Origin of the sequence: Bacteroides zhangwenhongii (assembly GCF_009193325.2) — a bacterium.
Taxonomy (GTDB): Bacteria; Bacteroidota; Bacteroidia; order Bacteroidales; family Bacteroidaceae; genus Bacteroides; species Bacteroides zhangwenhongii.
The window spans coordinates 2551127-2573786 of sequence record NZ_CP059856.1 but is presented as its reverse complement, the minus strand read 5'-3'; the positions used below and the strand labels follow the sequence as shown (position 1 = coordinate 2573786).

Here is a 22660-nt window from a genome sequence, read left to right as displayed (position 1 = left end):
TTTATTTGGTAAATAACAGTTCCCTGTATTTAGGCAATGGCCATATTTCATCATCCACTTCCATCTCCAAGTGGTCGATGTGGTCGCGAATCTGGTCAAGATACGGGCGTACCTTTTCTTCGTATGCAAAGGCTCTATCTTTGTAGTTGTCCATGTGGTTGGCAACTTTTCGTGCCTCAGTCATTTCGCGAACCAATACTTTAATGGAAGTCACCCGGTGCGAAATCTCACGGATCAGTTCTTTGCGGTCGGCACTCAGTACTTCGTATTCTTCAGCCGGGAATATTTCTTTCAGTCCGCGAAGGTTTTCAAGCAAACGGTTCTGATAGGCAACCGCAGTCGGTACGATGTGGTTGATGGCAAGGTCACCCAATACGCGGCCTTCAATCTGAACCTTCATGGTATATTTTTCCAGTTCCACCTCCAGACGGCTGTTCAATTCGGTTTCGTTAAAGATACGTTCGCCGATAAGCACCGATTTAGACTGATTGTCGACGTAATGCATCAATGCTTCCGGAACGTGGCAAATATTGGTCAGTCCGCGTCGCGCAGCTTCCTGTTTCCATTCTTCGGAGTAACCGTCGCCTTCGAAACGGATTGGTTCGGAAGCGATGATTGTTTCTTTCAGCAACCGGAAGATGGCTTCGTCTTTTCCTACTCCTTCTTCCATCAGTTTCTCTACCGATGCACGGAATTCGTTCAATTGATTTGCCATGGCAGCGTTGATAGCTATCATTGCGGCAGCGCAGTTGGAAGAAGAACCTGCGGCGCGGAATTCGAAACGGTTTCCGGTGAAAGCGAAAGGAGAAGTACGGTTGCGGTCGGTTGTATCGAGCAAAATCTCAGGAATACGTCCGATACCCAGTTTCAGTGTAGTCTTTTCTTCCGGTGTCATTTTATCGTTTCCTACTTGGCGGACAATTTCGTCGAGAGTGGCGGAGAGTTGCGAACCCAAAAAGCAGGACAGGATGGCGGGAGGAGCTTCGTTGGCCCCCAGACGGTGGCTGTTGCTGGCACTCATGATGGAGGCGCGCAGCAGGTTCTGGTTCTTATAGACCATCATCAATACGTTGACGAGGAAAGTCAGGAATAACATATTCCCTTTCGGATTCTTTCCCGGAGCAAACAGGTTGATACCTGTGTCGGTGCAAAGAGACCAGTTGTTATGCTTGCCGGAACCATTGACCCCGTTATAAGGTTTCTCGTGCAGAAGTACGTTGAAGTGATGTTTGCGGGCGATTCGTTTCATCAAATCCATGACGAGCTGGTTGTGGTCGTTCGCCAGATTACAGTTTTCGAAGATAGGAGCCAACTCGAATTGATTGGGAGCTACTTCGTTGTGACGGGTCTTGGCGGGAATCCCCAGTTTATGGCATTCAATTTCGAGTTCCTTCATAAAGGCAGTGACACGTGGAGGAATAGAACCGAAGTAATGGTCTTCCAGCTGTTGGTCTTTGGCGGAAGAATGTCCCATCAGAGTCCGTCCTGTCAGGCAAAGATCGGGGCGCGCATTATATAAGGAAGAGTCCACAAGGAAATATTCCTGTTCCCATCCCAGATTCGTATATACACGTGTAATATTCTTGTCGAATAACTGGCAGACTTCCGTTGCAGCTTTATCTACAGCGGCTAGTGCTTTCAGTAGCGGAGTCTTGTAGTCCAGCGCCTCTCCTGTATAAGAGATGAAGATGGTCGGGATACAGAGAGTCGTATCTACTACGAATGCAGGTGAAGAAACATCCCATGCTGTGTAACCGCGTGCCTCGAAAGTATTGCGGATACCACCGTTAGGGAAAGAGGAAGCATCGGGTTCTTGTTGGATCAGCAATTTTCCCGAAAAACGTTCAATTACTCCACCGTCTTCTCCGAATTCGATAAAGCCGTCATGCTTTTCCGCTGTTCCGTCCGTCAAAGGTTGGAACCAGTGCGTGTAGTGTGTGACGTTGAGTGACTTTGCCCAGCTTTTCATGCCGTTGGCAACGAGGTCTGCCACTTCGCGGCTGATAGGTGTACCTTTTTCGATGGCATCGATGACAGCTTTATAGGCTTCTTTGGGAAGATACTCCTGCATCTTTTTGCGATCGAACACATGGCTGCCATAATAATCAGAAAGTTTGTTGGAAGGAGCAGTCACTTCCAAAGGTTTCCGGTTGGAAAGTTCTTGTAATGCAAAAAATCTCATTTTAGACATAAATGGTCTTCTTTTTATCGGTTGATGGCGCAAAAATATATGTTTTTTCTGAAAGTACCCCTATTTTAAAGGGGGTATTTTAAAAAATAGATGTGTTTTTAGAAGCGCACCCCCTTCTTAGGGCTATACTCCTTTAGTTTGATTCGTCCGGTGATGATTCGTAGTCTTTAAGGTTATTCTGTGCAGGGAATTTGATATTGCAGTGCAGAAAACTATAATAGTTTATGCACCCGAGTAGTGGTCCCCTTACATGGTGACCAATGTCACATTGTAACGTGACATTAGTCTGCTTATAACGTGACATTAGTCATTATGCAAGATGCCCATCTATATTTGAAAGGATGGAAATCACTAAAGATACGAAATTAATCAGTAAAAAGCAAGAGGGAGCATAGAAAATATGAGCTGTTCGGACACAAATCTGTTTATTTCCGATGCAGTTATGTATTTATGCCATGCGAAGGTTTTCTTTTGATAACTCTTTTTAGTGTCTAACTCTTCTTGCTTTTCGATATTCTTTTTTATATTTGTCTCCGTTAATGAAGGAGATACGACGATTGAGATATAAAATATTGATAGTATGCATATTGGGCTTGTTCTTTTTTACTTCAAAAGGAACGGCTCACGATTATGTAATGAATCCGTATACGCGTCAGGAGATCTCCGCCGATTCCATCATAGAGCGTGTCATGACCTTTGCCCCTTTGTATGAAACGATCGTCAGTGATTATCGTGCCAGCCTATATATAAAAGGTAAGATGGATATCCAGAAAAAGAATTTTATTCTTCGCTATGTGCCCTCTATGTTCCGTCTGCAGAAAGGGGTACGCGAATATTTGCTCGAAACTTACAGTGATCTTCATTATACGGCTCCTAATATTTACGATCAAAAAGTAAAAGCCTATCAAGGTACTGTGCGGGGAAACAGAGGACTGCCGGGTTTGCTTGAATATTTCAGTGTCAATATCTATTCGTCTTCGCTGCTGAATGATGAACGGTTGCTGTCGCCGCTTGCCAAGAACGGACAGAAATATTATAAATATCAGATAGATAGTGTGATGGGAGATCCCAATAATCTCGATTACCGGATACGCTTTATCCCTCGGACAAAAAGTGATCAGTTGGTCGGCGGTTATATGGTTGTCAGCAGTAATGTCTGGAGTGTCCGGGAAATACGTTTTTCGGGACGGTCGGAGCTGATAACATTTACATGTTGGATTAAGATGGGGGAGGTAGGTAAGAAAGATGAATTTTTGCCGGTCCGTTACAATGTGGAGGCACTTTTCAAGTTTCTCGGAAATAGGGTGGATGGCAATTATACCGCTTCTTTGAATTATAAATCGATTGAACTGAAAGAAAAGAAAGTACGCAAGAAAGAAAAGAAAAAGTATAACTTGTCGGAATCATTCTCCTTGCAGTGTGATACGAATGCTTACAAGACGGATGCTTCGACCTTTGCTGTCATGCGTCCTATTCCATTGAGTGAGAGTGAGAAGAAACTCTACCGTGATTACCTGCTCAGGCGTGACACGGCGACAACGCATAAGCCATCCAAAAGTCAAGCTTTCTGGGGAACGATGGGTGACTTGATGGTAGAGGACTATAAATTCAACCTGGCTAATATCGGAAGTGTACGTTTTTCTCCATTCATTAATCCTCTATTGTTCAGTTATAGTGGAAGCAATGGCTTGTCATATCGGCAGGATTTTCGTTATAACCGTCTTTTCAGGGGAGATAAACTGCTCCGTATTGTTCCTAAACTCGGATATAATTTCACACGCAAGGAGTTTTATTGGTCATTGAACGCAGATTTTGAGTACTGGCCGCAGAAACGGGGATTTGTCCGCTTGAATGTGGGGAATGGTAACCGAATTTATAGCAGTAAGGTGCTGGATGAACTGAAAGCCATGCCGGACAGTATATTCAATTTCAACTTGATTCATCTTGATTATTTCAAGGACTTGTATTTCAATTTCCGCCATACAGTCGAGGTTGTCAATGGATTGGATGTCAGTGTCGGTTTCTCTGCCCATAAGAGAACTGCCGTAGAACCTTCACGTTTTGTGATAACCGGTGATTATCCGATGCCTCCTCCGGAGTTTATGGACAAATTCAAGAATACTTATATAAGTTTCGCCCCTCGTGTCCGGGTGGAATGGACACCGGGACTCTATTATTATATGAACGGGAAGCGGAAGATAAACCTGCGTTCATTGTATCCTACTTTCTCGGTTGATTATGAACGGGGAATCAAAGGCGTATTCAAGAGTACGGGCGAATATGAAAGAATAGAATTTGATCTCCAGCATCAAATCCGTTTGGGATTGATGCGTAATATTTATTATCGTTTCGGCTTCGGAGCGTTTACTAATCAGGATGAGTTATATTTTGTTGACTTTGCCAATTTTTCCCGTCACAATCTTCCCGTAGGTTGGAATGACGAAATCGGCGGAGTATTCCAAGTGCTTGACGGACGCTGGTACAACTCTTCCCGCCGGTATGTGCGCGGGCATTTTACTTACGAAGCCCCGTTCCTTATATTGAGACATCTGATGAAGTACACCCGTTATGTGCAAAATGAACGCATTTATGTCGGTGCGCTCACTATGCCGCACCTTCAGCCTTATCTGGAAGTAGGGTATGGCATTGGTACGCATATCTTTGATTTTGGAGTTTTTGTGAGCAGCGAAAACTGGAAATTTGGAGGAATAGGCTGTAAGTTCACGTTTGAGTTGTTCAACCGATAGTTTTCTTCGTTCCGGTTGTTTTATCGAAAGATTTTAGTTATCTTTGTATAGGATAAGAAACTTTTATGTATCTGTCTGAATGACAGTGTAGAGTGGAGATTAAGAAAGTTGCCAGTAACGATTTAGCGACCGTGTAACTGCGCTGAACTACTGCGCTTTGCATCTCGTCGAACAACTCTATGCAAATATAACGTTTTTCTTGGAAATAGCAAAATTGGCGATTGGGTTTATGCAAAATGCGGACAGAATCTTCCATCCGCATTATTTAATCAGCGTCGCCGCTCCTGTTCTTTTTCATCGTCGCGTTGCATCCGCAGGTTCAGACGCTCGCGCAACTTGTCGAGAAAATAGGTACGGCTCTCACTCTTGCGCCGTTTGATGTCGGTATAAGCGTCGTAAAGACTTCGTGCATCAAGACGAATGTCGAACAACTCGCCGAAGAATCCGGCCAATTCGTTCATGGCTATCTCTCCGTCGTCGATACGTTTCATCTCGTGCAAGGCGTATATCAACTCGACCAGTTCGACAACGGCGCCCGTCCAACGTCGTTTACAGACATGAGGTTTCGGCGGATAAGTATCGCCGTAGCGATTCAATATCTCCAACTCCGTGTCAATATATCCGATGACGATATGCAGGAAACGAATTTGAGTATCACTCTCCGATGTTTCCTCTTTCGAGATATATCTGCATAATACGTGCAGACGGATTCGCGCATAACGCAGAGTGCGAAAAACGGCTTTGCGGTCGTCTTCCTCGTCGCAGAGGGTGCGGAGCGTGTTATCGAAGTCGCGGAACAGTTCTTCCGTGACGGCTTGGGTGGCGGATTCCACCAAACGATCCGCCGTGATATGATGTGTCATAAATGTTCGTTTTATAAGTAAATAAATCAGTTTCTTCGAGTTTGTTGAAGTGGACTCGGTGGAGATTTATTTCTTATAAAGTGAACAGTTTTCGACCATTAAAGTGAATAGTTCATCTTTCTTCAGTTGGGAAATAATGACGGTAGAGCATTGTATAGATATTCCGCTATAGGTTGGAATTCATGCCGAGCTCCTTCTTGTTCGTGGAAAGTCAGATTGCCGACAGAAAACACGTCCGTGATTTGTGCCATGGCTTGAACTTGTGCCCAAATTCTATCGTATGCGACATCATCCGTTCCGCTACAAGCCCATATATGAAAATCATTCTTCGATGAAGTGGAGGAACGGACAATGTTGGCAAAATATTCTGCTGTCTCAGTCGGATAATCCATTCCTGCAAAACGTCCTAATGACCAGCTATCAGAGCTTATCGGCATAAAGTATTTGAAACAGTCCAACGTGTGTTCCAATGCATACCAAGTTGTTACAGCCCCCATTGAAAAGCCTCCGATAGCCCGATGTTCTCTTGATGCTTTTATTCCAGTCATATCGGTATTCTTAGTGTACGTATGATAACGGTTCTCCACAATTGGAATTAAATCATTGACCAATTCTTGTGGCAGAACCTCGCAATAGGGATCTGCATCAGGATAGTAATCAACAGGATTACCATAAACATAGCTTGTTGAGACAACGATAGTCGGAGCCATATCACCATTGCCTATCATGTGATCCAGTAGTTTACATAACAACCCATTTTCATTTTGAAAGAAGGAAGCTGCCGTTTCGCCATGACCATGTACGAAATAAAATACATTATAGCATTGGTCAGATACTTCCTCGTAACCATACGGTAAATAGACGTAAGCAGTATTCTTGCGTATTTCCCCATTTCCTTCCACGTAATTTTGGGTGTCATAATCAATTTGCACAACACTCCCTTTTAAAGCAAATTCCTGATTATATTCAGACGGGACGGGTGTTGTTTTGTTCAAGAGCTCTGTATAATCAGATGAAACCCCAACTTCAGGTTCTTGCTCTGAAGGTATTATAGAATACCCCTTGTCATTATCATTGCAAGCAACCATACATAAGCAAAGCAACAAGACTTTAATCATTATTCTAAATTGATACATTATACTTCGGTTTCAATGAAAATAGTGTCATTAGCCCGGACTCCTTATGCTAAGAAGTCCAGACCCTGAAACACACAATGACTAACTTTTATTCTTTAACCTTGTCACGTCTGCCTTTCTTCATTTCAGCAATCGCTTGTTCCATCATTTGTTTGTAAATAGTTTGCTGTTCGGCAGTCAAGAGAAGAGAAATGTCTGCTGTCAATTTCGCCATGGCTTCCCTACGTTTCTCACGGGGATATTTTTGCTTGTTGAAGTCTGCATACAATTCACGGATTTTTGTTTCCTGTTCATCGGTCAGATTCAATTTTTCATTCATCTGCTTGATACGCTGTTCTGTCCGCTGTTGTGCGGTCATCTGACGGTTGCCGTCTTGTGCAGACACCTGAACGACTGTAACAATGGCAATGGCCATAACTAAAAACATTCTTTTCATACTGAATTTTCTTTTACGAGTTGATTATTAAATTGATTATAGCTTTGATTTCATGGATTTGGAGACATCTGTCCTTACAATTCGGAAACCTACGTTGGCATAGCCTTGCGTACCGACTCTTACATCATCCGATTTCTCGCTACGGCAATCGTCCCGTTTGGAGTCCCAACTTCCTCCTTTGATGATATGCTGTCCGTTGGCATTGGTCGAGGTAGTCCATTCCCAGCAGTTTCCCCAAAAGTCAATGCCTCCACACGCTCCGGTGGATTGTTTGTAAGCATCCACTGCTGTCAATCCAGATTCAACGTGGTCGGAGTTCATAGCGACATCTTTGGGCATGTGTCCGGCACCAAGAATCCACTCTTCTTCGCTTGGCAAACGGTAGATGTGCTTCCGATCTTGCTTTGTAAGCCAATCGCAATAAGCCTTGGCTTCGGCAATGGTGATATTTACCACCGGATAGTTTTCTTTACCTGTATCATAGGCAAATTGAGGATTAAATGCGGCATATTCGGCATTAGTTACCGGTGCGTAGCCGATATAGGCATTGGGAGCAGATGCACCACGCAGAACCATCCATGCATCTTTAGGATTCTCATCTCTGCGAGGGTCTATAAAGCGAAGAAATTGCTGCTGTATGCGGGTATCTCTATTCTGCACCATCTCTCCCACAATACCTTGCATGTGTTCCACTATGCTGTAAGTCCGGGCTTCACGTTCCAGTTCACGGAGTTTGTTTTTCTTTCTTGCCACTACTTTGTCATACCGTACAGACATCTGATCCAGAAGTGCTTGTCTGCCCGCTTCCGTCGGATTCTTCCGGTATTGGACGAACAGGTTATGTGTCTTGGAATCCATTTTGGGGCGCCCTTCTTCCACGAGTGGGGCACCGGGCTTGTCAAACTCCAATTCGCTTTCCACCAAATCATCGGGACTGATAAATTCTCCCAAATCCACTTTCTGATGCACACCGAAATAATGGGCCACAAGTCCGTCCCGATAAATGGAGAGCCTGTATCCTCCATAAAGGTCGCAAGGCAAGGTGGAAATATAGTAGTCTTTTCCGGGTATAAATCCGGACTTGTCGCTTGAGCTATATGTAATGATAGTGCTTGTATGTGCCATATCACCGATTGCAGCTTTTCCCTGAACATCCTTACAAATGGTTGCCGCACCCGCCAATGGAAGCCCGTCCACACTTTCCAGTTCTACCTTTGTCACGCCTGTAAGCCGGAAATTGAATTTGATACCGCACCGGTTGGCGGAATCGCCCTCGTATCCATCCGCTTTATCCGTCTGGTGGGTTGAAACCACGATTTTATCTTCTTTGTTGCTGTCTTGTGCGGACACAGCGGTGCCCGTCACAATGGCAACAGCCATTGCTAAAAACAATTTTTTCATATTTGTATATTATTTGGAGAATTAAATAGAATCAGTTCTTACGACTCTGAAACCGACATTGGCGTATCCTTGCGTACCAATTCTTACGACATCCGATTTCTCGCTACGGCAATCATCACGTTCTGAATCCCAACTACCGCCTTTAATTATATACTGCCCGTTTGCATCCGTGGATGAAGTCCACTCCCAACAGTTGCCCCAAAAGTCGATACCTCCACAAGCACCTGTTGTCTGGCTGTAAGCATCTACTGCTGTCAGTCCCGTCTCCACACGACCAGCGTTCATTACAACGTCCTTCGGCATGTGCCCTGCACCGAGAATCCATTCCTCGTCAGTAGGTAGACGGTAGCTATGCGAATTATCCTGTGCCGTAAGCCAATCGCAATAAGCCGTGGCATCCGCAATCGTAATATTCACTACCGGATAGTTATCCTGTCCGGATTCATAGGTAAAATCCGGCTTGAAGGCTGCATATTCCGCATTGGTTACAGGGGCATAACCGATGTAGGCATTGGGGGCAGATGCACCGCGCAGTACCATCCACGCATCGTTGGGGTTGTCATCATTCCGAGGGTCGATAAGACGCAAGAACTGCTGTTCGAGACGGATGTCGCGGTTCTCTACCATCTCATCCACAATCTCCTGCATTTCTTCCACCACATCCAAAGTCAAGGCTTCCCTCTCCAGTTCGCGGAGCTTGGCTTTCTTGCGGGCTACCACCTTGTCGTAACGAATACCCATTTGATCCAACAAAGCCTGCTTGTTTTCTTCCGTAGGGTTTTGCTGGTATTGACGGAGAAGTGCCGTTGTCGTGGCATCCAGTTCCGGTCGTTCTTCTTCCACGAGCGGTGCATCCGGATCGTCAAATTCCAGTTCATTCTCCCCCAAATCGACGGGACTTATGAACGAGCCTAATTCTACGGTCTGGTGTACACCAAAATAATGTGCCACGAGTCCTTCCCGATAGATTGACAAGCGGTAACCTCCATAAAGGTCGCAGGGTAAGGTAAAAATGTAGTAGTCTTTTCCGGCAGTCAAGCCGTTTTCATCCGAGGCATTGAACACCAGAATAGAGTTGGCGTTTTCCACTTCACCGACAAGTGTTTCCGCTGTTTCGCCCCATTGGATACCGACAGCTCCGGCCAAGGCATAACCATCTACACTTTCCAACTCTATTTTTGTGATTCCGGACAACTGAAAATTCAGTTTCAAGCCACTGGATATGCTGTGCAAATCCTGTGAACTTGGAAAGTTCAACACAGTAACCCCATTTTCATCATATCCATCACTTCCTGCCACTTGTTCGGCAAGAACGGTCATGGTTGGATTTCCACTGCCGGACACTTCTTCCTGTTGGTCTATAATATCTTCACTGTCACAAGAAGATAGAGCTGCTGTCATCAGAAACGACAGGCAAAATATGCCAAATACTTTTATTTTCATAATCTTGTCCTATTTATGGTTTTCTTTGTTTTTGGAACGGTTGAATAGCCTGTTCATCATTCCTCTTTCCAGTTCATACACCCTCTCTATTTGGCTGGGGGTTAAAAATTTGCAGTATTTCAAATAATACTTCTTCCTCAAGTCAAGTATCTTTTGGCTGTGAGCGAACCTTTCATTCATTGCCTGTTCAGCCTCTTTATCCGAAAGATGAGAGGTGTCTCTTTTAGGGCGGGGGCCAAGTGCCCAAATATCTTTCTGGAATTGGCAGAAAGTTTCCACAAACCGCGTGGCTGTCGAATCATCCATAGCCATCTCATTGGCTATAAAACGGGCTTGAGTTTCAGCCAACTGTTCTCTGGTCATGCGCTGCCGTTCATTCTTTTGGGCATAGGTACTTGCGCTGATAGTTACCATTGCGATTGCAAGTGTAAGAACTTTAATGATATTCTTCATGTCTTTTTATTTTTTACTCGTTCAAAATTTCATAAATAAGTCATCCTGATAAGTTGCAAACAGGTAATCCTGATCGTTGCTGCTCAGATTGGCAAAAGCCTTTTCAACATCTTCAAAATTACTTCTTGAATCATTCGGCAATAAATTGCAGACAACAAACAATGCAATACTTGCTGCCACAAGTCCTCCTGTCAAAGAATACCAAAGGCGAAAATGGCGTTTGGGTTTGGAAAGCAACATCTCCTGTCTTACAGTTTCCCATACGTTGTTTTCCATATCGTCCAAAAAAACATCGGGTGCGGTATAGGGAAGACGCTTGCCTATGCGGTCGAAATCAAAATCTCTTTTCATACATCTAATTATTAGCATTCATATATTTGACAATCTTATCTTTGGCGATATGGTAGTTGGATTTTGCCCCATCTACTGTTGAACCGATAATTCCGGCAATCTCGTCATATCCCAATTCATTATAGTACCGTAGGTTAAATGCCAGTTGTTGCTTGGTAGGTAAGGACAAGATGGCTCTCTGCAACTTAACGGCTTCCAAATCACTGTAATCGACATATTCATCAGCCATCAGGTTGCTTAGTTCGCTGTAAGAGTCATCCAATGACACCAGTTCTTCTTTTTTATATTTCCCAAGCAAACGTAAGGCTTCGTTGGTCGCAATCCGGTACACCCAAGAACGAAAGGTGCATTCACCTTTGAAATCAGATAAAGACCGGAATACCCTGACGAACGTTTCCTGCGTTGCATCCTGTGCGTCTTCGTGGGCAACGACCAACCTTCGGATGTGCCAGTAGACTACTTCCTTATATTTTGTCATCAGGTAACGAAAACCTTTCTCCGGATCTTTAGTCGTTAGCTCCACCAGTTCCTTGTCATCCTTTATACTCATAAACTGTTGCGAGATCCATTGCCATATAGATGGCCAGCGTATTAAACAAAGTTATATTTGTAGTCTGTTGGCTGATGACCATACAATGTCTGTGATGGTGATGACGGTGACGAGCTTTGCGCACGGTCACACAGGATTGTAGCAAAAACATAGCGATTACTCCCAACATCAATAGTTTCCAATTCTTTTTCATATCCCATTATCTTTTGATGTACACTTTCTTTTTCCCTCTGATTACAAGCTGTATGGGCTTTTTTTTATCCATAGCGAAAGCATCCAGTTCTGCTTCTGCCGATACCACGCTAAGTTTAGTCATTTTGGCATATTGCCTAATGGTAAGGTGCTTATGCGTTTCCAAATAAGTTATAGCCATCGCCAATCGTTCCTTTTGGTTGAAGCGGTTACTGACATGGGATATTACGTCAGGTTGAACTACAACGGTAACAACCCGGTTGGGGCGATAATGCCGATGCCAATGTTGTGCATTTACGGCTCCGCAAACCAATATCATTGCGACTACCAATATTCCTGCTTTCCATTTTCTCGTTGTACACATAGTCATTTATATTATTTTGTTATACATTCATATAAAATAAAAGCCTCCATGAACTCATTCGAATGGACGTTCTATATAAAAGACCTTGCAAAGAAATGAAAGTAAAATTGAACTGGTATTTTTTTTCATATATTTTTCACTGGACTAAAAAATAAGCTTCCGACTGTTGTTTCCGTCGTACGTTCTCCTGCTGTACGCCGTTGGTCTGTTCCTGCCCTGCTTCGGGTTTAGGCGGAGCGAGTGTAAGTTGTATCTTTCTCTCCAACGCCGCGACCTCCGCTTTCAGCGTCTTCAACTCGTCCTCCTACTTCCATACGCCGCCGACCGTTTCCTGTAAAATCGGAATGTCCCGATCGTAGGTTACGTTCTGCGCCTTGTATTGCTCCACGAACTTGGGTATGCGTTCCAGCGCGTTCAGGAAGTCCATCAACGCCGCTTTGTTTTCTCCTATCAATATTGTGTTTTCATTCTAATCGCCCGACTTCGGAGGAGCGATTGTCCCCGTCAGGGCAAGGCTTTTGAGAGTAACTCAAAAGGTATCGAGTAACTCGATACACACCTTGCTGTTAGTCGACGCTAACAAAATCGGAGAGCCGAAACTCTCCGATCATTAAAGTAGATTTCCACGCTGTCCGCTATACTCGCTATACCGAGTGGCAAACTCTATTATCCCAGAAAAGAGGATAGCCGGCTTACAATTTCCGCCACCGTTCGATGTCGTCGCCGTAGGTTTCCAGATAATGCCGGGCGAGGTTTTCGATCAGTCCCGAAACGCTCATCCGCCTTTCTCCTAACTTGCAGACGATCTCGTCCAGTCGACCGTAACAAACGAAGGTTGTACGGAACAAACCGATGAACTTCCGGACAATCCGCCCGATAAACGTACATTGTAACTGCTTGCCCAATGTTGCAACTAACCGACATTTGGCTGTTGGGCAGTACCTTCGGCTTTACATCGTGCCGACGGTACAAACCGACCGACTTGTGCAGCTTTCTCCGCACGGTAAGAGCCGAAACAAATTATCACGGTATCGGGTACAGGTTACCCGCACTACGCTAATAGAAAAACCTCATCGCTACTGTTGGTTACGATTTTCCGAAATAAAAATATCCATAACAAGTACAGACACGACACACAAGGATGAGACTATACTACAAGACAATTCCCTGAAAACGACAACGGGCAGGTGTCGCAGCTTGCCCGTTTCCTTGCTTGTCCGGTTCAATTCAGAAGTCCATCCTTATACCGAATGACAATCGGAGGTGTCGTGCGTCGGGGTGCGGTAGCTCTCTTTACCAGCCACTTTCTGAAAACCGACGCAGGGTAGGTGTTCAGTCGGAACGCGAGAGCTACGATGACCTCCATATTATACACGTCCGCACTGTTGCCGCTGTCCAGACGGATACACTTGCAGACATCGTAGTCGTGTAGGACGTTTTCTTTGAAGATAGTTTTGATACCCGTATGTACCGCTCCGGCGGTCGTGCCGAACAGTTCGACTATTTCCGCTTCCGTCATCCATACGCTTACCGTGTCGGTCGGTATATTCAATCTGCCGTACTCGTCTATCGTGATTATTTCTCTTTTCATCGTCTTCTGTTTTTTTAAGTTCATTAAATCGCTTGACAAATAAAGCTCTCCATCTGCTCGATACGCTGCGCGAGTTTCTCCATGTCGCGGCTCACTTTCTCGGCTGTAATCTTCGCATAGATTTGCGTCGTGCGGATGCTGCGGTGTCCCAACATCTTCGAGAGCGTTTCGATAGGTACGTCGTTCGACAGGCAGACCGTCGTGGCGTAGGTATGGCGGCTCATGTGCCACGTGACGTTTTTCTCGATGCCGCATCTCTTCGCTATGGCCTTAATGCTGTTTTTACAATTATTGTAGCATGGAACGGGCAGGAGCCTTCCGTCGGGTGCCATATCGCGATACTTCTCGATGATATGCTTGGCGACATCCAACAGCCGGATATTAGTTTCGACACCCGTTTTCTGACGGTTGGTGTTCAACCATAAATGTCCGTCGAACGAAGTTTGCAGGTTCGCTTGGGTAAGATTCGCCATATCCGTCCAGCTCAATCCCGTGAACGTGCAGAAGATAAACAGGTCGCGGATCAGTGTGTAACTCGGCTTCTTGAACGTCCCGTCGATCAGGAGTCTGATTTCATCTTTGGTCAGAAAGCCCCGTTTGGTCTCCTCTTTGGTGATGTTGTACGCGAAGAACGGATCGCGCTGCAACAAGCCGTTATTAACGGCCATGTAGATAATCTTCCGAAACGGCATCATATACGACCAGACCGTATTGTTGCAGTGGTTCTTTTCCACTTTGAGGAACAACTCGAAGTCCGTGATAAATGCCGGAGTAAGTTCTTTGAGCGCAATGTCGCTGACCTTATACCGCTTTTCGACAAACTCCGCGAGGTGTTTGTAAACGACGCAGTATTTCCAATAGCTGCGTAGGCTTTTGAGTTTGCCGACCTGCTTCTCGTAATCCTCGTTATGCTGGCGAAATACGGCGAGCAGCGTCTCGTGATTCATGCCTAAACCTAAATAGGCATTGCGGACTTTCTCGGCGGTAACGTAGTTGTCGCGGTCGCTGATCTGCTGATAGGCTCGATCGATGCCCACACGAATCTTATCCAATATCCGGTTAGCCTCCTGCGCCACGATGCTGCGACCGGAAACGCGGCCCGACTTTACGTTCCACGATTTCTCCTCCACGTCCAGCTTGCAACTGAATTGAGCGATTTTGCCGTTTACGGTAATACGGCACATGACCGGAATAAGCCCGTTCTTTTTCGGGGCATTGCGTTTTAGATAAAACAAAACTTTGAATGTCGATCTCATAACTCTACAATTTTTTGGTTACAAAATTATTTCTTGTAGAGTTGTTCTTCGATACGCAAATCGCAGCATATCAACGCAATCGCACCCGAAATAGAACTTTTTTCGCCTCCCTCTGCCCGAATTTCGGAAATCCGGCTATATTTGCAAGCGGAACAAGGCGAATAGAGCTTGTATTTCAGCGCTTTGAAATCCACTCAAAACCGTCTTTGCCTTTCGGAACAGAGTAACGGGATAGTAACGTAACTGAGGTCTCAGTTGGCTTTTCGATGGCTCCGGTTTGGCTGCGACAGTGCAGTCTGTTACTCTCTAATCCCCTTGTTTACAACCTTCTTGCTCCAATCCGCTCTAACTATCATTTTTTATCCTTATCTTTGCTGCAGAGAGGATGAGGGCAGAATTTAGCATCAAAGAGGTGTAGTCGCCTCATAAGCACAGGTATTTTCCTAGAAAATAAATTCTAAGGTATAAATACCTAAATTTATTTTAGTAAATAACTCATCCTCTCTTCTCTCTTTTTTATATGCATATACAAAATGGACGGAATTTTAATAACGATCATTGTTATCACCGCTTTCCTGGTTTATAAGATGATTTCCTCAAGCAGGAAACAGGAGGGGTATAAAAGATGGAAAGCAACAAGCAGTGGTAAGGAAGAAAAGACTACTAAGGTAAAATGGGAACACGGAGCCTGGCTTAGGCATGCTTTGGGGGGAACTGTTCCGAGAGCGCAGTATGTTCAAAAGTTTGATGAAGCGGCTGTTGTTTGGTGCGCCAACTTGTTGGGAGTGGAAACGGCACGGTTGAAGGAAATTCTACGGGATGTTTCCGAACATTACCGGGAGTTCTGGATGAGAAAAAGAAAAGGAGGTTATCGGATGATTTCTGCTCCTGACAAAGAATTACAATCTATTCAAACCACTATTAATTCTCGAATATTATCATCTGTGACAATGATTCATCCGGCGGCAGTAGGTTTCCGGAGCAATCATTCTGTGGTTGATAATGCCAGTCCCCATCTGGGAAAACGGTATGTCTTGAAAATGGATATTCATGATTTTTTCTTTTCGATACGGAGCCGGAGGGTGAAAAAGACATTTGAGAAGATTGGTTATCCGGAAAATGTGTCTAAAGTATTGGGAGTGTTGTGCTGCTTGTACAGGCACTTGCCGCAGGGAGCACCTACAAGTCCGGCGTTAAGCAATATCGTGGGGTATGAGATGGACAAGAAATTGGCTGCACTGGCAGCGGAATACGGACTGACTTATACCCGCTATGCCGACGACCTGACTTTTTCGGGAGATGTGTTCCCCAAAGAACAAATCATTCCCCGGATCAAGCAAATCATCCGTGATGAGAAATTCGAACCGAATCATAAGAAGACCCGTTTTATCAATGAGTATGGCAGGAAGATTATTACAGGAGTATCTGTCTCTTCCGGTGCGAAACTGACAATCCCTAAAGCCAGAAAGAGAGAGATCCGGAAGAATGTCTATTTTATCCTGACGAAAGGCTTGGCGGAACATCAGCGCCGGATTGGCTCGAGTGATCCTGTTTATCTGAAACGGCTGATTGGAGAACTTTGTTATTGGCGGTCAATAGAACCGGACAATGCGTATGTATCCGATTCTATTAACCGTTTGAAATGTTTGGAGAAAGGGTATTAATCTAATTGGCAATCGTTACCCGTTCATTTTCTATCTTGGCGTAATGTCTTTTCACTGCTTCGCGAATACCTCTTTGCATGGCAGCGTCTATGTTCGATCCCATACGGGCAAAGCCGAACTGTTGTGCGCATGCTTTTATCAAATCTGCCGCAGGCAGGCTGATGGAGTCGGTCAATAGTTGCCGGATGGCATTGGCTATCTCTTCAGGTGGTATGTCTGTCGCTTCCCGGTCGGAAACCGGGCGATAGATTGAATAGGAAGCGCATTGCTCTTTGTCGTTCCAGCAGAAGACAAGTCCTTCGTATTCTGTGCGATAGATATTCAATGTGTCGAGTGCTGTTTCTATCTGTGCCTCTACCCGTGTTCCCAAGCGGCTGATTCCCCATTCGGACAGGATTTTCTTACAGAGCAGAGATTTACTGATTGGCGCCTCACTTTCCATAATCTTCCGTATTTGGGAGAGGAGGATAGAGTAACTGTCCGTAAAGAAAAAGTCTTCCGGTGAATAATTGTATGGGGTAATCTTTGCAAACTTGTACTTTTGTTCTATCCGGTTTTGCGTAGAAAGAACGGAAGTTGCTTGCTTTTCAGGAGCAACAGGCGATGCCTTGAGCACGAATGAAATCTCATTGTTGGTTATCTGTGCCGTCGGTGCAGGTGCTGCCACTTCTGTGGGAGTTGAGTTAATTTCGGCTGCTGTCATTGAACCGACCTTTGAACTCTTTTTCCGGGCGATAGCCTCTTGGATAGTTGCCATTACTTCGTCCGGCTTTTCCCACCAGTCCATTGTCCATATCCGGTAGATGTTCCATCCGAGTGCTTTCAATACATTATTCTGCACAATTTCCCGGTCACGTGCGGTCTTGGTACGTTTGTAGTTTTTGCCGTCGCAGATAATACCTAACTGATAGTTAGAGGTATTTTCGGTGTCGACGATACCTATGTCTATTTTGTATCCGGAGCAACCGATGTCTGTATGCACGGTGTAACCCAATGAGCGCAGTCTGTCGGCAATGAGCGTTTCGATGGAGGCTGTTGCTTCCGACAGTTGTCTTGGCACACTGCTGATGGTGCTCCGGGTTCCCTTCTCCGCATATTCGAGGAAACGTTTTAGTCCGGCTACTCCAATAGAAGAAGTCCGGTTCAGGTCGATCATATCCGACCTTAGGGTGGAATAGATAATCATCTCATACCGGGCACGGGAAACGGCTACATTCAATCTTCTTTCGCCGCCTGCCCGGTTCAGTGGTCCGAAATTCATGCTGACGCGCCCTTCTGTATCCGGGCCATAGCCCACAGAGAAGAGAATAACATCGCGTTCGTCTCCCTGCACATTCTCCAGGTTCTTGATAAATAACGGTTCGTCGCATTCCAGCGCAAGAGTTTCCAGTTCGGGGTAAAAGATAAAAAGGTCGGATAATAAGTCTTCTATCAAGGCTTGTTGGACAATGCTGAAAGTGACTACACCGATACTTTTCTTTCTTAATTCTTCGCTTCTCAATCTTCTGGCTATTTCGTCCACCACTGCTTGAGCTTCCGCCCGGTTCTGGCGCGACTTGCCTTTATCATAGTAACCGTTGATGTTGACTATCCTGACTTTCGATTCAATGTTGTCCGGTGAGGGGAAAGTCATCAGTTTGTTATCGTAATATTCGGAGTTGCTGAAAGCGATGAGGCTCTCATGTTTGCTTCGGTAGTGCCATAATAAATATTTGGAAGGGATAGACAGGGCGAGACAGTCGTCAAGGATACTCTCCAAATCTTCCATTTCAATGTTGTCTTCATCAATGGTGTTGACCGAGAAGAAACTGGTAGGAGGCATTTGTTTCGGGTCGCCTACGATAATGACGTTTTTACCCCGTGCAATGGCGCCCACCGCTTCATAAGTAGGCATCTGTGAGGCTTCATCAAAGACAATCAAATCAAATTTATCAGCGTCCGTATCGATGAATTGAGCGACGGAAAGAGGACTCATCAGCATACACGGGCACATGCGCGACAATAAAGTGGGAATCTGGTCGAACAGCTTGCGAATAGATATGCCGCGGGCATTGTTGCGGATATTCTTTTGAAGGATACCCACTTCGGAACTTTGGATGGCTTCATGAGTGAAAGACGGAATGTTGGAGGCCAACCGGGCAAATAATTCTCTTTGCGTCGTTTCTTCGAATTTGGCGGATATTTGTTTGTATTTAGCAATGATGTCATTGAATATCTTACCGTTGAATAATTCCAGAGTCGGCTCTTTGGTAATGATATACCGGATAGCCGCCTGATAGAAACTCTTGCGGAAGCTGTCTGTAAGTTGGCCGGTAGGAATATTCTTTTCTTTATATTCCGTCGCGATAAATCCTATTCCCAGACTATGCAGGGTTTGGTAGGCTTGTAGCCACTGATACCAGTCCTTGAGCTTGTCGAGGTTCTCTTTCCAGGTTCGGGCTTTTGATAAGGCAATTGTTATCCAGTCGGCTGAATCGGTATAAAGTTCTTCGATCGAGATACCCAGCATGCCGGACAATTTCTTTTCGGTGGCTGTGAGTGTATCTGCGAGTTGATACAGTTCATTGAAAGAATGAGCATGAATATCTCTGAATGTTTGAATTCCTTCAGTGAGTTGTGCGGACAAATTCTGCTTGATTTGCGAAACTTTGGCAATGTCTTTTGCGTAGTTCAACAAATGAGAATGAAGGGAAGCCATGTCGTCGATTATCTGCTCAATGGTGTTCCAATCCTCGTTCTTGCCGGGGCGTCCGAATAGGGAGGGAAGTTGCCCGATGTATTTCCGGACGGCTTCTGCTTCTTCCTGATACCGGATAATGCGGTGGAGCAGAGGTTTGATATCTTCTGTTTCAATCGTTTTTAAAGCATATATGTTGATTGCCTTTCTGATTTTCCGCTGTCCGAAATATCTGGGAAGGAACCATTGACCGGATACCCGGTTCCATTCGGCTAACATCTGCTTTGCGTTGATGGACAGGATTTCTTGGGTGAATCCGGTTTCTATCTCTTTCCTTTGTTCATCCCGTTTCCGTCCGTGAACCACTACTTCCCGGTATTCATTCAGTGTTTCGTTGAGCAACGGCAAAGTCAGCAATCCGGGAGTCAGTTCCGGAATGTCGAGTATTCTCCGGATGATGTGGGAGATTGTCTGGAAATCCTTGCGTGTAGGGTGTATATCCGTATCTTTTAGAAGTATGGAGAATACATCCAGCTTCTGCCGGATGGTAGTTAACAGGTCGATAAATCCGGTGAGCAGTTGGGAGGATTCCTCCTTAACGGCTGATGAATATTCGGTAATCGAGATACCGGTTAATGGATGCTGGTAAGGATGTCCGCACGCATTGGCTGTCCGGACTAACAGCTCGATGGCATCTTCCCATTGGGCAAATGTGTCTTTATCTAATGTATCCAGATAAGCTTGTGGAATATCAAAACAAGATTCGACGTCCACGGATTGATAATGAATAATGGCGTCGTATAATGAAACTCCGAACGGGTATTCTTTATGCAGGGCTTCGATATATTGATTCAATTCCGCCCGTAAATTCAGCAGGCGTTCCGCTTCCTTTCTGAATTCTTCGGGAGGTGTCTGCTTGATAATTTCCGTAGTTTCTTTCAGTTGCGAGATAACGGCGGATTTCTTTGTTTTGTTGGAATGAATTTCCAGACAGAACGGAGCCAGGCCGATAGCTGCCAGCCTGTTTTGCACAACGGAGAGGGCAGCCATCTTTTCCGCTACAAATAAGACACGTTTTCCTTTGTAAAGCGCGTTAGCGATGATATTGGTAATCGTTTGCGATTTTCCTGTTCCCGGAGGGCCGTGCAGGATGAAAGTCTTGTCGTGTACGGCTTCGTAGATGGCTTCCAGTTGCGAAGAATCGGCGATGATGGGTAATACAATATCTGCGGGCGACACTTGTTTGTCCATATCCGCTGCATCTATTTCCTCTGTGGCGGCTTCCCATTCTATCTTTCCGTTGATGAGGCTGGACACAATCTTGTTCTGAATCAGTTTGTTGGCATTGTTGTGAATGTCATTCCACATGATGAACTTGTTGAAAGAGAAGATACCCAGAATCGCTTGCTCTTCCACGTCCCATTTACGCTGGTTCTTAATGCTGTTGCGGATAATGGAATAAATCAGCTTGACGTTTACGCCGCTTTCGTCGGTAGGCAACGGGTCCAATCCTGATATGGTGATTCCGAAGTTTTGGCGAAGCATTTCCAATAAGGTGATGTTCATCATTGTTTCTTCTTCCCGGGAACGGATTACGTAACCTTTGGCTGCCGATTTACGGATAATTTCAACCGGTAATAGCAGGATGGGGGCATATCGGGGGCGTTCGCTGGAAGGTGTCTCGTACCATTTCAAAAGTCCGAGAGCCAGATAGAGCGTGTTGGCTCCATTCTCTTCGATAGAAGTACGTGAAGAACGGTATAAGTGAGTCAGTGCCTTACTTAAATCGTTTTCGGGCAGATAGAAACGTAACCTTTTCTGTGAAAGTTCCGAGTTGATGAAACCAACCATGGGATCAGACTCCGGTATGGAGGAATAAATCCCGAAGTCCATCGCCGGACTTTCCCAATCGGCAGGGCGGTGAAGGATGCGGAATTCTTCTCCGTCGGCCAATGCATCTTCCAGACAGGATAGATTAGCCGGGATGAGTTGGAGCGTGTTTTTGGTAATCCGGATATTCAGCAGATTGTTGCGCAGGCTTAAATCCAGCAACCGTCTTTCCCATAACAGTTGTTTGGTAATCACGGCCTGGGTTTCATTGCCCGATAAATCATACGGATTGATACTTTGCGGAGTGGCATGAACGGCACTTCTTTGAATGTCGGTCTCCTTTTCTTCTACTTCCCATACCTGCCCGTGCAGAATGCGTTGGGGGATGGGGCGGATGCCCGAATGTCTCGCTCTTTTCACATCTATGGCAAGAATGAAACTGTTTCCATCCGTCAGCTTTCCGTTCGCTTTCTTCACTGCATCGTCGAAATCGGACGAATGTCCCATGTTCATGCAGGTCGTTTCAACTAAAGTAATGTCGTATATTCCTTCGGCTGTCCGTTTGGTTAACAGGGAAACATCGTCAATGGTAGGATCCGGGAAAGTCTCCGGCACTAGCCAGGCTCCAGCAAAAGCATGCCCTTGAGTGATGATAATGAGAGCATTCAGCCCGATTGCTTCCAGACAGGAAGCATAGAGTAAAGCCATATCCAGACAGGTTCCCAATTTTTGTGCCATCACGGAGTCGGCTAGCCGTACACGTTGCCCATATTCCTCGAAGCTGGCGGGGATGGTGCTGTATATAATCTGTTGTTCCGTGATAGCCGTGTAGATGGCGGCCATCTGTTTCCTTACCCGGTCCGGAGTGCGGCTTTGATATTCGTCGAGGGACGGATTGTCAGTCCATTGTCCCAAGATGGAAGCGGCTCTCTTGATGATCGGCACAATGGCTGTATGATTGGGGGTGATGAAAGCGGCCAGCATTTCGGGCAATACATTGAGCCCTCCCCATTGGTCGTATGCCAGAATGTCGATAGGGTAGGTTTGGCAGAATACGGATTCTGCTTCGGAGGTAATTTCAATTTTCAGATTGCCGGATAAACGTTCGGTCAGCTGTGTGAAATAGTTGGCGGACAAAGTGAGATTGAATGACGACAGGCATATCGATTCATTGGGCGGAATCTGTGCCACAGCTATCGGAGCAGCGTTTCCGAAAGTCGGTTCTGTCGTGATTTGTACCTGAATGTCCTTCAGCGGGGCAGGCGTTGTATTCTCAATAGAAAGCTGATGAATGATTGATGCACCGTTTTGTTGTATCGCAAAATTAATAAGCGGTAAATAGTCGCATTGCACCTTGACTTTGTCCAATCTCTCGTCCATGGCAAAAACTGTATAAATTAAAGATTGCAATATTACAAAAAATACGGATATAATTCTCTTTTCTTCTGCCATTCTTTTGTCAATCAAGAAAATATTCCTACCTTTGCGCCCGATTTATAGATAATATAATGTCTT

At 45.2% G+C, this 22660-nt stretch carries 17 protein-coding genes and 1 pseudogene; 2 read left to right on the top strand and 16 right to left on the bottom strand.

The window, feature by feature from the left end; genetic code table 11:
- Position 1: 1 nt before the first annotated feature.
- Positions 2 to 2191 (bottom strand): glutamine synthetase III family protein, encoded by a 2190-nt coding sequence (locus GD630_RS10505; protein ID WP_007765217.1) that lies wholly within the window; start codon positions 2189 to 2191, stop codon positions 2 to 4.
- Between the two features lie 539 nt (positions 2192 to 2730).
- Here GD630_RS10505 and GD630_RS10500 point away from each other — a divergent pair.
- Complete coding sequence (locus GD630_RS10500) at positions 2731 to 4938, top strand: DUF5686 family protein (protein WP_182505752.1); 2208 nt, start codon at positions 2731 to 2733, stop codon at positions 4936 to 4938.
- Positions 4939 to 5207: 269 nt separating this feature from the next.
- On the opposite strand, the gene GD630_RS10495 is transcribed toward GD630_RS10500, so the two are convergent.
- The 14 genes and pseudogenes from GD630_RS10495 to GD630_RS10430 all read right to left on the bottom strand — a co-directional run bounded on the left by GD630_RS10495 (position 5208) and on the right by GD630_RS10430 (position 15168).
- Positions 5208 to 5801, bottom strand: a complete 594-nt coding sequence (locus GD630_RS10495) for an RteC domain-containing protein (protein ID WP_143865399.1) — start codon at positions 5799 to 5801, stop codon at positions 5208 to 5210.
- Positions 5802 to 5923: 122 nt separating this feature from the next.
- On the bottom strand, positions 5924 to 6733 hold the full coding sequence (locus GD630_RS10490) for an alpha/beta hydrolase (RefSeq protein ID WP_182505751.1): 810 nt from the start codon (positions 6731 to 6733) through the stop codon (positions 5924 to 5926).
- 292 nt (positions 6734 to 7025) lie between these two features.
- The gene (locus GD630_RS10485) at positions 7026 to 7373 is read right to left on the bottom strand and encodes a Spy/CpxP family protein refolding chaperone (RefSeq protein ID WP_143865396.1); all 348 of its coding nucleotides are present in this window, start codon (positions 7371 to 7373) and stop codon (positions 7026 to 7028) included.
- 36 nt (positions 7374 to 7409) lie between these two features.
- The gene (locus GD630_RS10480) at positions 7410 to 8774 is read right to left on the bottom strand and encodes a formylglycine-generating enzyme family protein (RefSeq protein WP_143865394.1); all 1365 of its coding nucleotides are present in this window, start codon (positions 8772 to 8774) and stop codon (positions 7410 to 7412) included.
- A 21-nt stretch (positions 8775 to 8795) separates the two neighbouring features.
- Positions 8796 to 10217 (bottom strand): formylglycine-generating enzyme family protein, encoded by a 1422-nt coding sequence (locus tag GD630_RS10475; protein WP_229093815.1) that lies wholly within the window; start codon positions 10215 to 10217, stop codon positions 8796 to 8798.
- A gap of 9 nt (positions 10218 to 10226) precedes the next feature.
- Complete coding sequence (locus GD630_RS10470; RefSeq protein WP_143865393.1) at positions 10227 to 10670, bottom strand: hypothetical protein; 444 nt, start codon at positions 10668 to 10670, stop codon at positions 10227 to 10229.
- A 21-nt stretch (positions 10671 to 10691) separates the two neighbouring features.
- On the bottom strand, positions 10692 to 11021 hold the full coding sequence (locus GD630_RS10465; protein ID WP_143865391.1) for a hypothetical protein: 330 nt from the start codon (positions 11019 to 11021) through the stop codon (positions 10692 to 10694).
- Positions 11022 to 11025: 4 nt separating this feature from the next.
- Positions 11026 to 11571, bottom strand: coding sequence for an RNA polymerase sigma factor (locus tag GD630_RS10460; RefSeq protein ID WP_143865389.1), 546 nt, complete (start codon positions 11569 to 11571; stop codon positions 11026 to 11028).
- Complete coding sequence (locus GD630_RS10455; RefSeq protein ID WP_143865388.1) at positions 11555 to 11764, bottom strand: hypothetical protein; 210 nt, start codon at positions 11762 to 11764, stop codon at positions 11555 to 11557. Before GD630_RS10455 ends, GD630_RS10460 begins: the two co-directional genes overlap by 17 nt.
- A gap of 6 nt (positions 11765 to 11770) precedes the next feature.
- Positions 11771 to 12127 carry a hypothetical protein gene (locus GD630_RS10450; protein ID WP_143865386.1) on the bottom strand — a complete coding sequence of 119 codons (357 nt, stop codon included), beginning with the start codon at positions 12125 to 12127 and terminating at the stop codon, positions 11771 to 11773.
- Between the two features lie 692 nt (positions 12128 to 12819).
- Positions 12820 to 12945 (bottom strand): annotated as a pseudogene (locus tag GD630_RS21320) (DUF3408 domain-containing protein); the annotation flags it as partial.
- Between the two features lie 404 nt (positions 12946 to 13349).
- Positions 13350 to 13718, bottom strand: a complete 369-nt coding sequence (locus GD630_RS10440) for a hypothetical protein (protein WP_143865382.1) — start codon at positions 13716 to 13718, stop codon at positions 13350 to 13352.
- 23 nt (positions 13719 to 13741) lie between these two features.
- Positions 13742 to 14974, bottom strand: coding sequence for a site-specific integrase (locus tag GD630_RS10435; RefSeq protein WP_143865380.1), 1233 nt, complete (start codon positions 14972 to 14974; stop codon positions 13742 to 13744).
- A gap of 26 nt (positions 14975 to 15000) precedes the next feature.
- A complete protein-coding gene (locus GD630_RS10430) occupies positions 15001 to 15168 on the bottom strand; it encodes a hypothetical protein (protein WP_182505750.1) in 168 nt (55 codons plus the stop codon).
- Positions 15169 to 15507: 339 nt separating this feature from the next.
- Between GD630_RS10430 and GD630_RS10425 the strand changes: the two genes are divergently transcribed.
- Entirely contained in the window at positions 15508 to 16638 is a 1131-nt protein-coding gene (locus tag GD630_RS10425; protein ID WP_143865378.1) for a retron St85 family RNA-directed DNA polymerase, read from the top strand.
- 1 nt (position 16639) lies between these two features.
- On the opposite strand, the gene GD630_RS10420 is transcribed toward GD630_RS10425, so the two are convergent.
- On the bottom strand, positions 16640 to 22597 hold the full coding sequence (locus tag GD630_RS10420) for a DUF3320 domain-containing protein (RefSeq protein WP_143865376.1): 5958 nt from the start codon (positions 22595 to 22597) through the stop codon (positions 16640 to 16642).
- Positions 22598 to 22660: the final 63 nt, after the last annotated feature.

Bases quoted from the DNA above. Each gene is read 5' to 3' on its own strand.
- GD630_RS10495 (WP_143865399.1), bottom strand. From the start codon at position 5,801: ATGACACATCATATCACGGCGGATCGTTTGGTGGAATCCGCCACCCAA.
- GD630_RS10435 (WP_143865380.1), bottom strand. From the start codon at position 14,974: ATGAGATCGACATTCAAAGTTTTGTTTTATCTAAAACGCAATGCCCCG.
- GD630_RS10420 (WP_143865376.1), bottom strand. From the start codon at position 22,597: ATGGCAGAAGAAAAGAGAATTATATCCGTATTTTTTGTAATATTGCAA.
- GD630_RS10470 (WP_143865393.1), bottom strand. From the start codon at position 10,670: ATGAAGAATATCATTAAAGTTCTTACACTTGCAATCGCAATGGTAACT.
- GD630_RS10455 (WP_143865388.1), bottom strand. From the start codon at position 11,764: ATGAAAAAGAATTGGAAACTATTGATGTTGGGAGTAATCGCTATGTTT.
- GD630_RS10500 (WP_182505752.1), top strand. From the start codon at position 2,731: ATGAAGGAGATACGACGATTGAGATATAAAATATTGATAGTATGCATA.
- GD630_RS10505 (WP_007765217.1), bottom strand. From the start codon at position 2,191: ATGTCTAAAATGAGATTTTTTGCATTACAAGAACTTTCCAACCGGAAA.
- GD630_RS10440 (WP_143865382.1), bottom strand. From the start codon at position 13,718: ATGAAAAGAGAAATAATCACGATAGACGAGTACGGCAGATTGAATATA.
- GD630_RS10480 (WP_143865394.1), bottom strand. From the start codon at position 8,774: ATGAAAAAATTGTTTTTAGCAATGGCTGTTGCCATTGTGACGGGCACC.
- GD630_RS10450 (WP_143865386.1), bottom strand. From the start codon at position 12,127: ATGTGTACAACGAGAAAATGGAAAGCAGGAATATTGGTAGTCGCAATG.
- GD630_RS10475 (WP_229093815.1), bottom strand. From the start codon at position 10,217: ATGAAAATAAAAGTATTTGGCATATTTTGCCTGTCGTTTCTGATGACA.
- GD630_RS10485 (WP_143865396.1), bottom strand. From the start codon at position 7,373: ATGAAAAGAATGTTTTTAGTTATGGCCATTGCCATTGTTACAGTCGTT.
- GD630_RS10425 (WP_143865378.1), top strand. From the start codon at position 15,508: ATGGACGGAATTTTAATAACGATCATTGTTATCACCGCTTTCCTGGTT.
- GD630_RS10465 (WP_143865391.1), bottom strand. From the start codon at position 11,021: ATGAAAAGAGATTTTGATTTCGACCGCATAGGCAAGCGTCTTCCCTAT.
- GD630_RS10460 (WP_143865389.1), bottom strand. From the start codon at position 11,571: ATGAGTATAAAGGATGACAAGGAACTGGTGGAGCTAACGACTAAAGAT.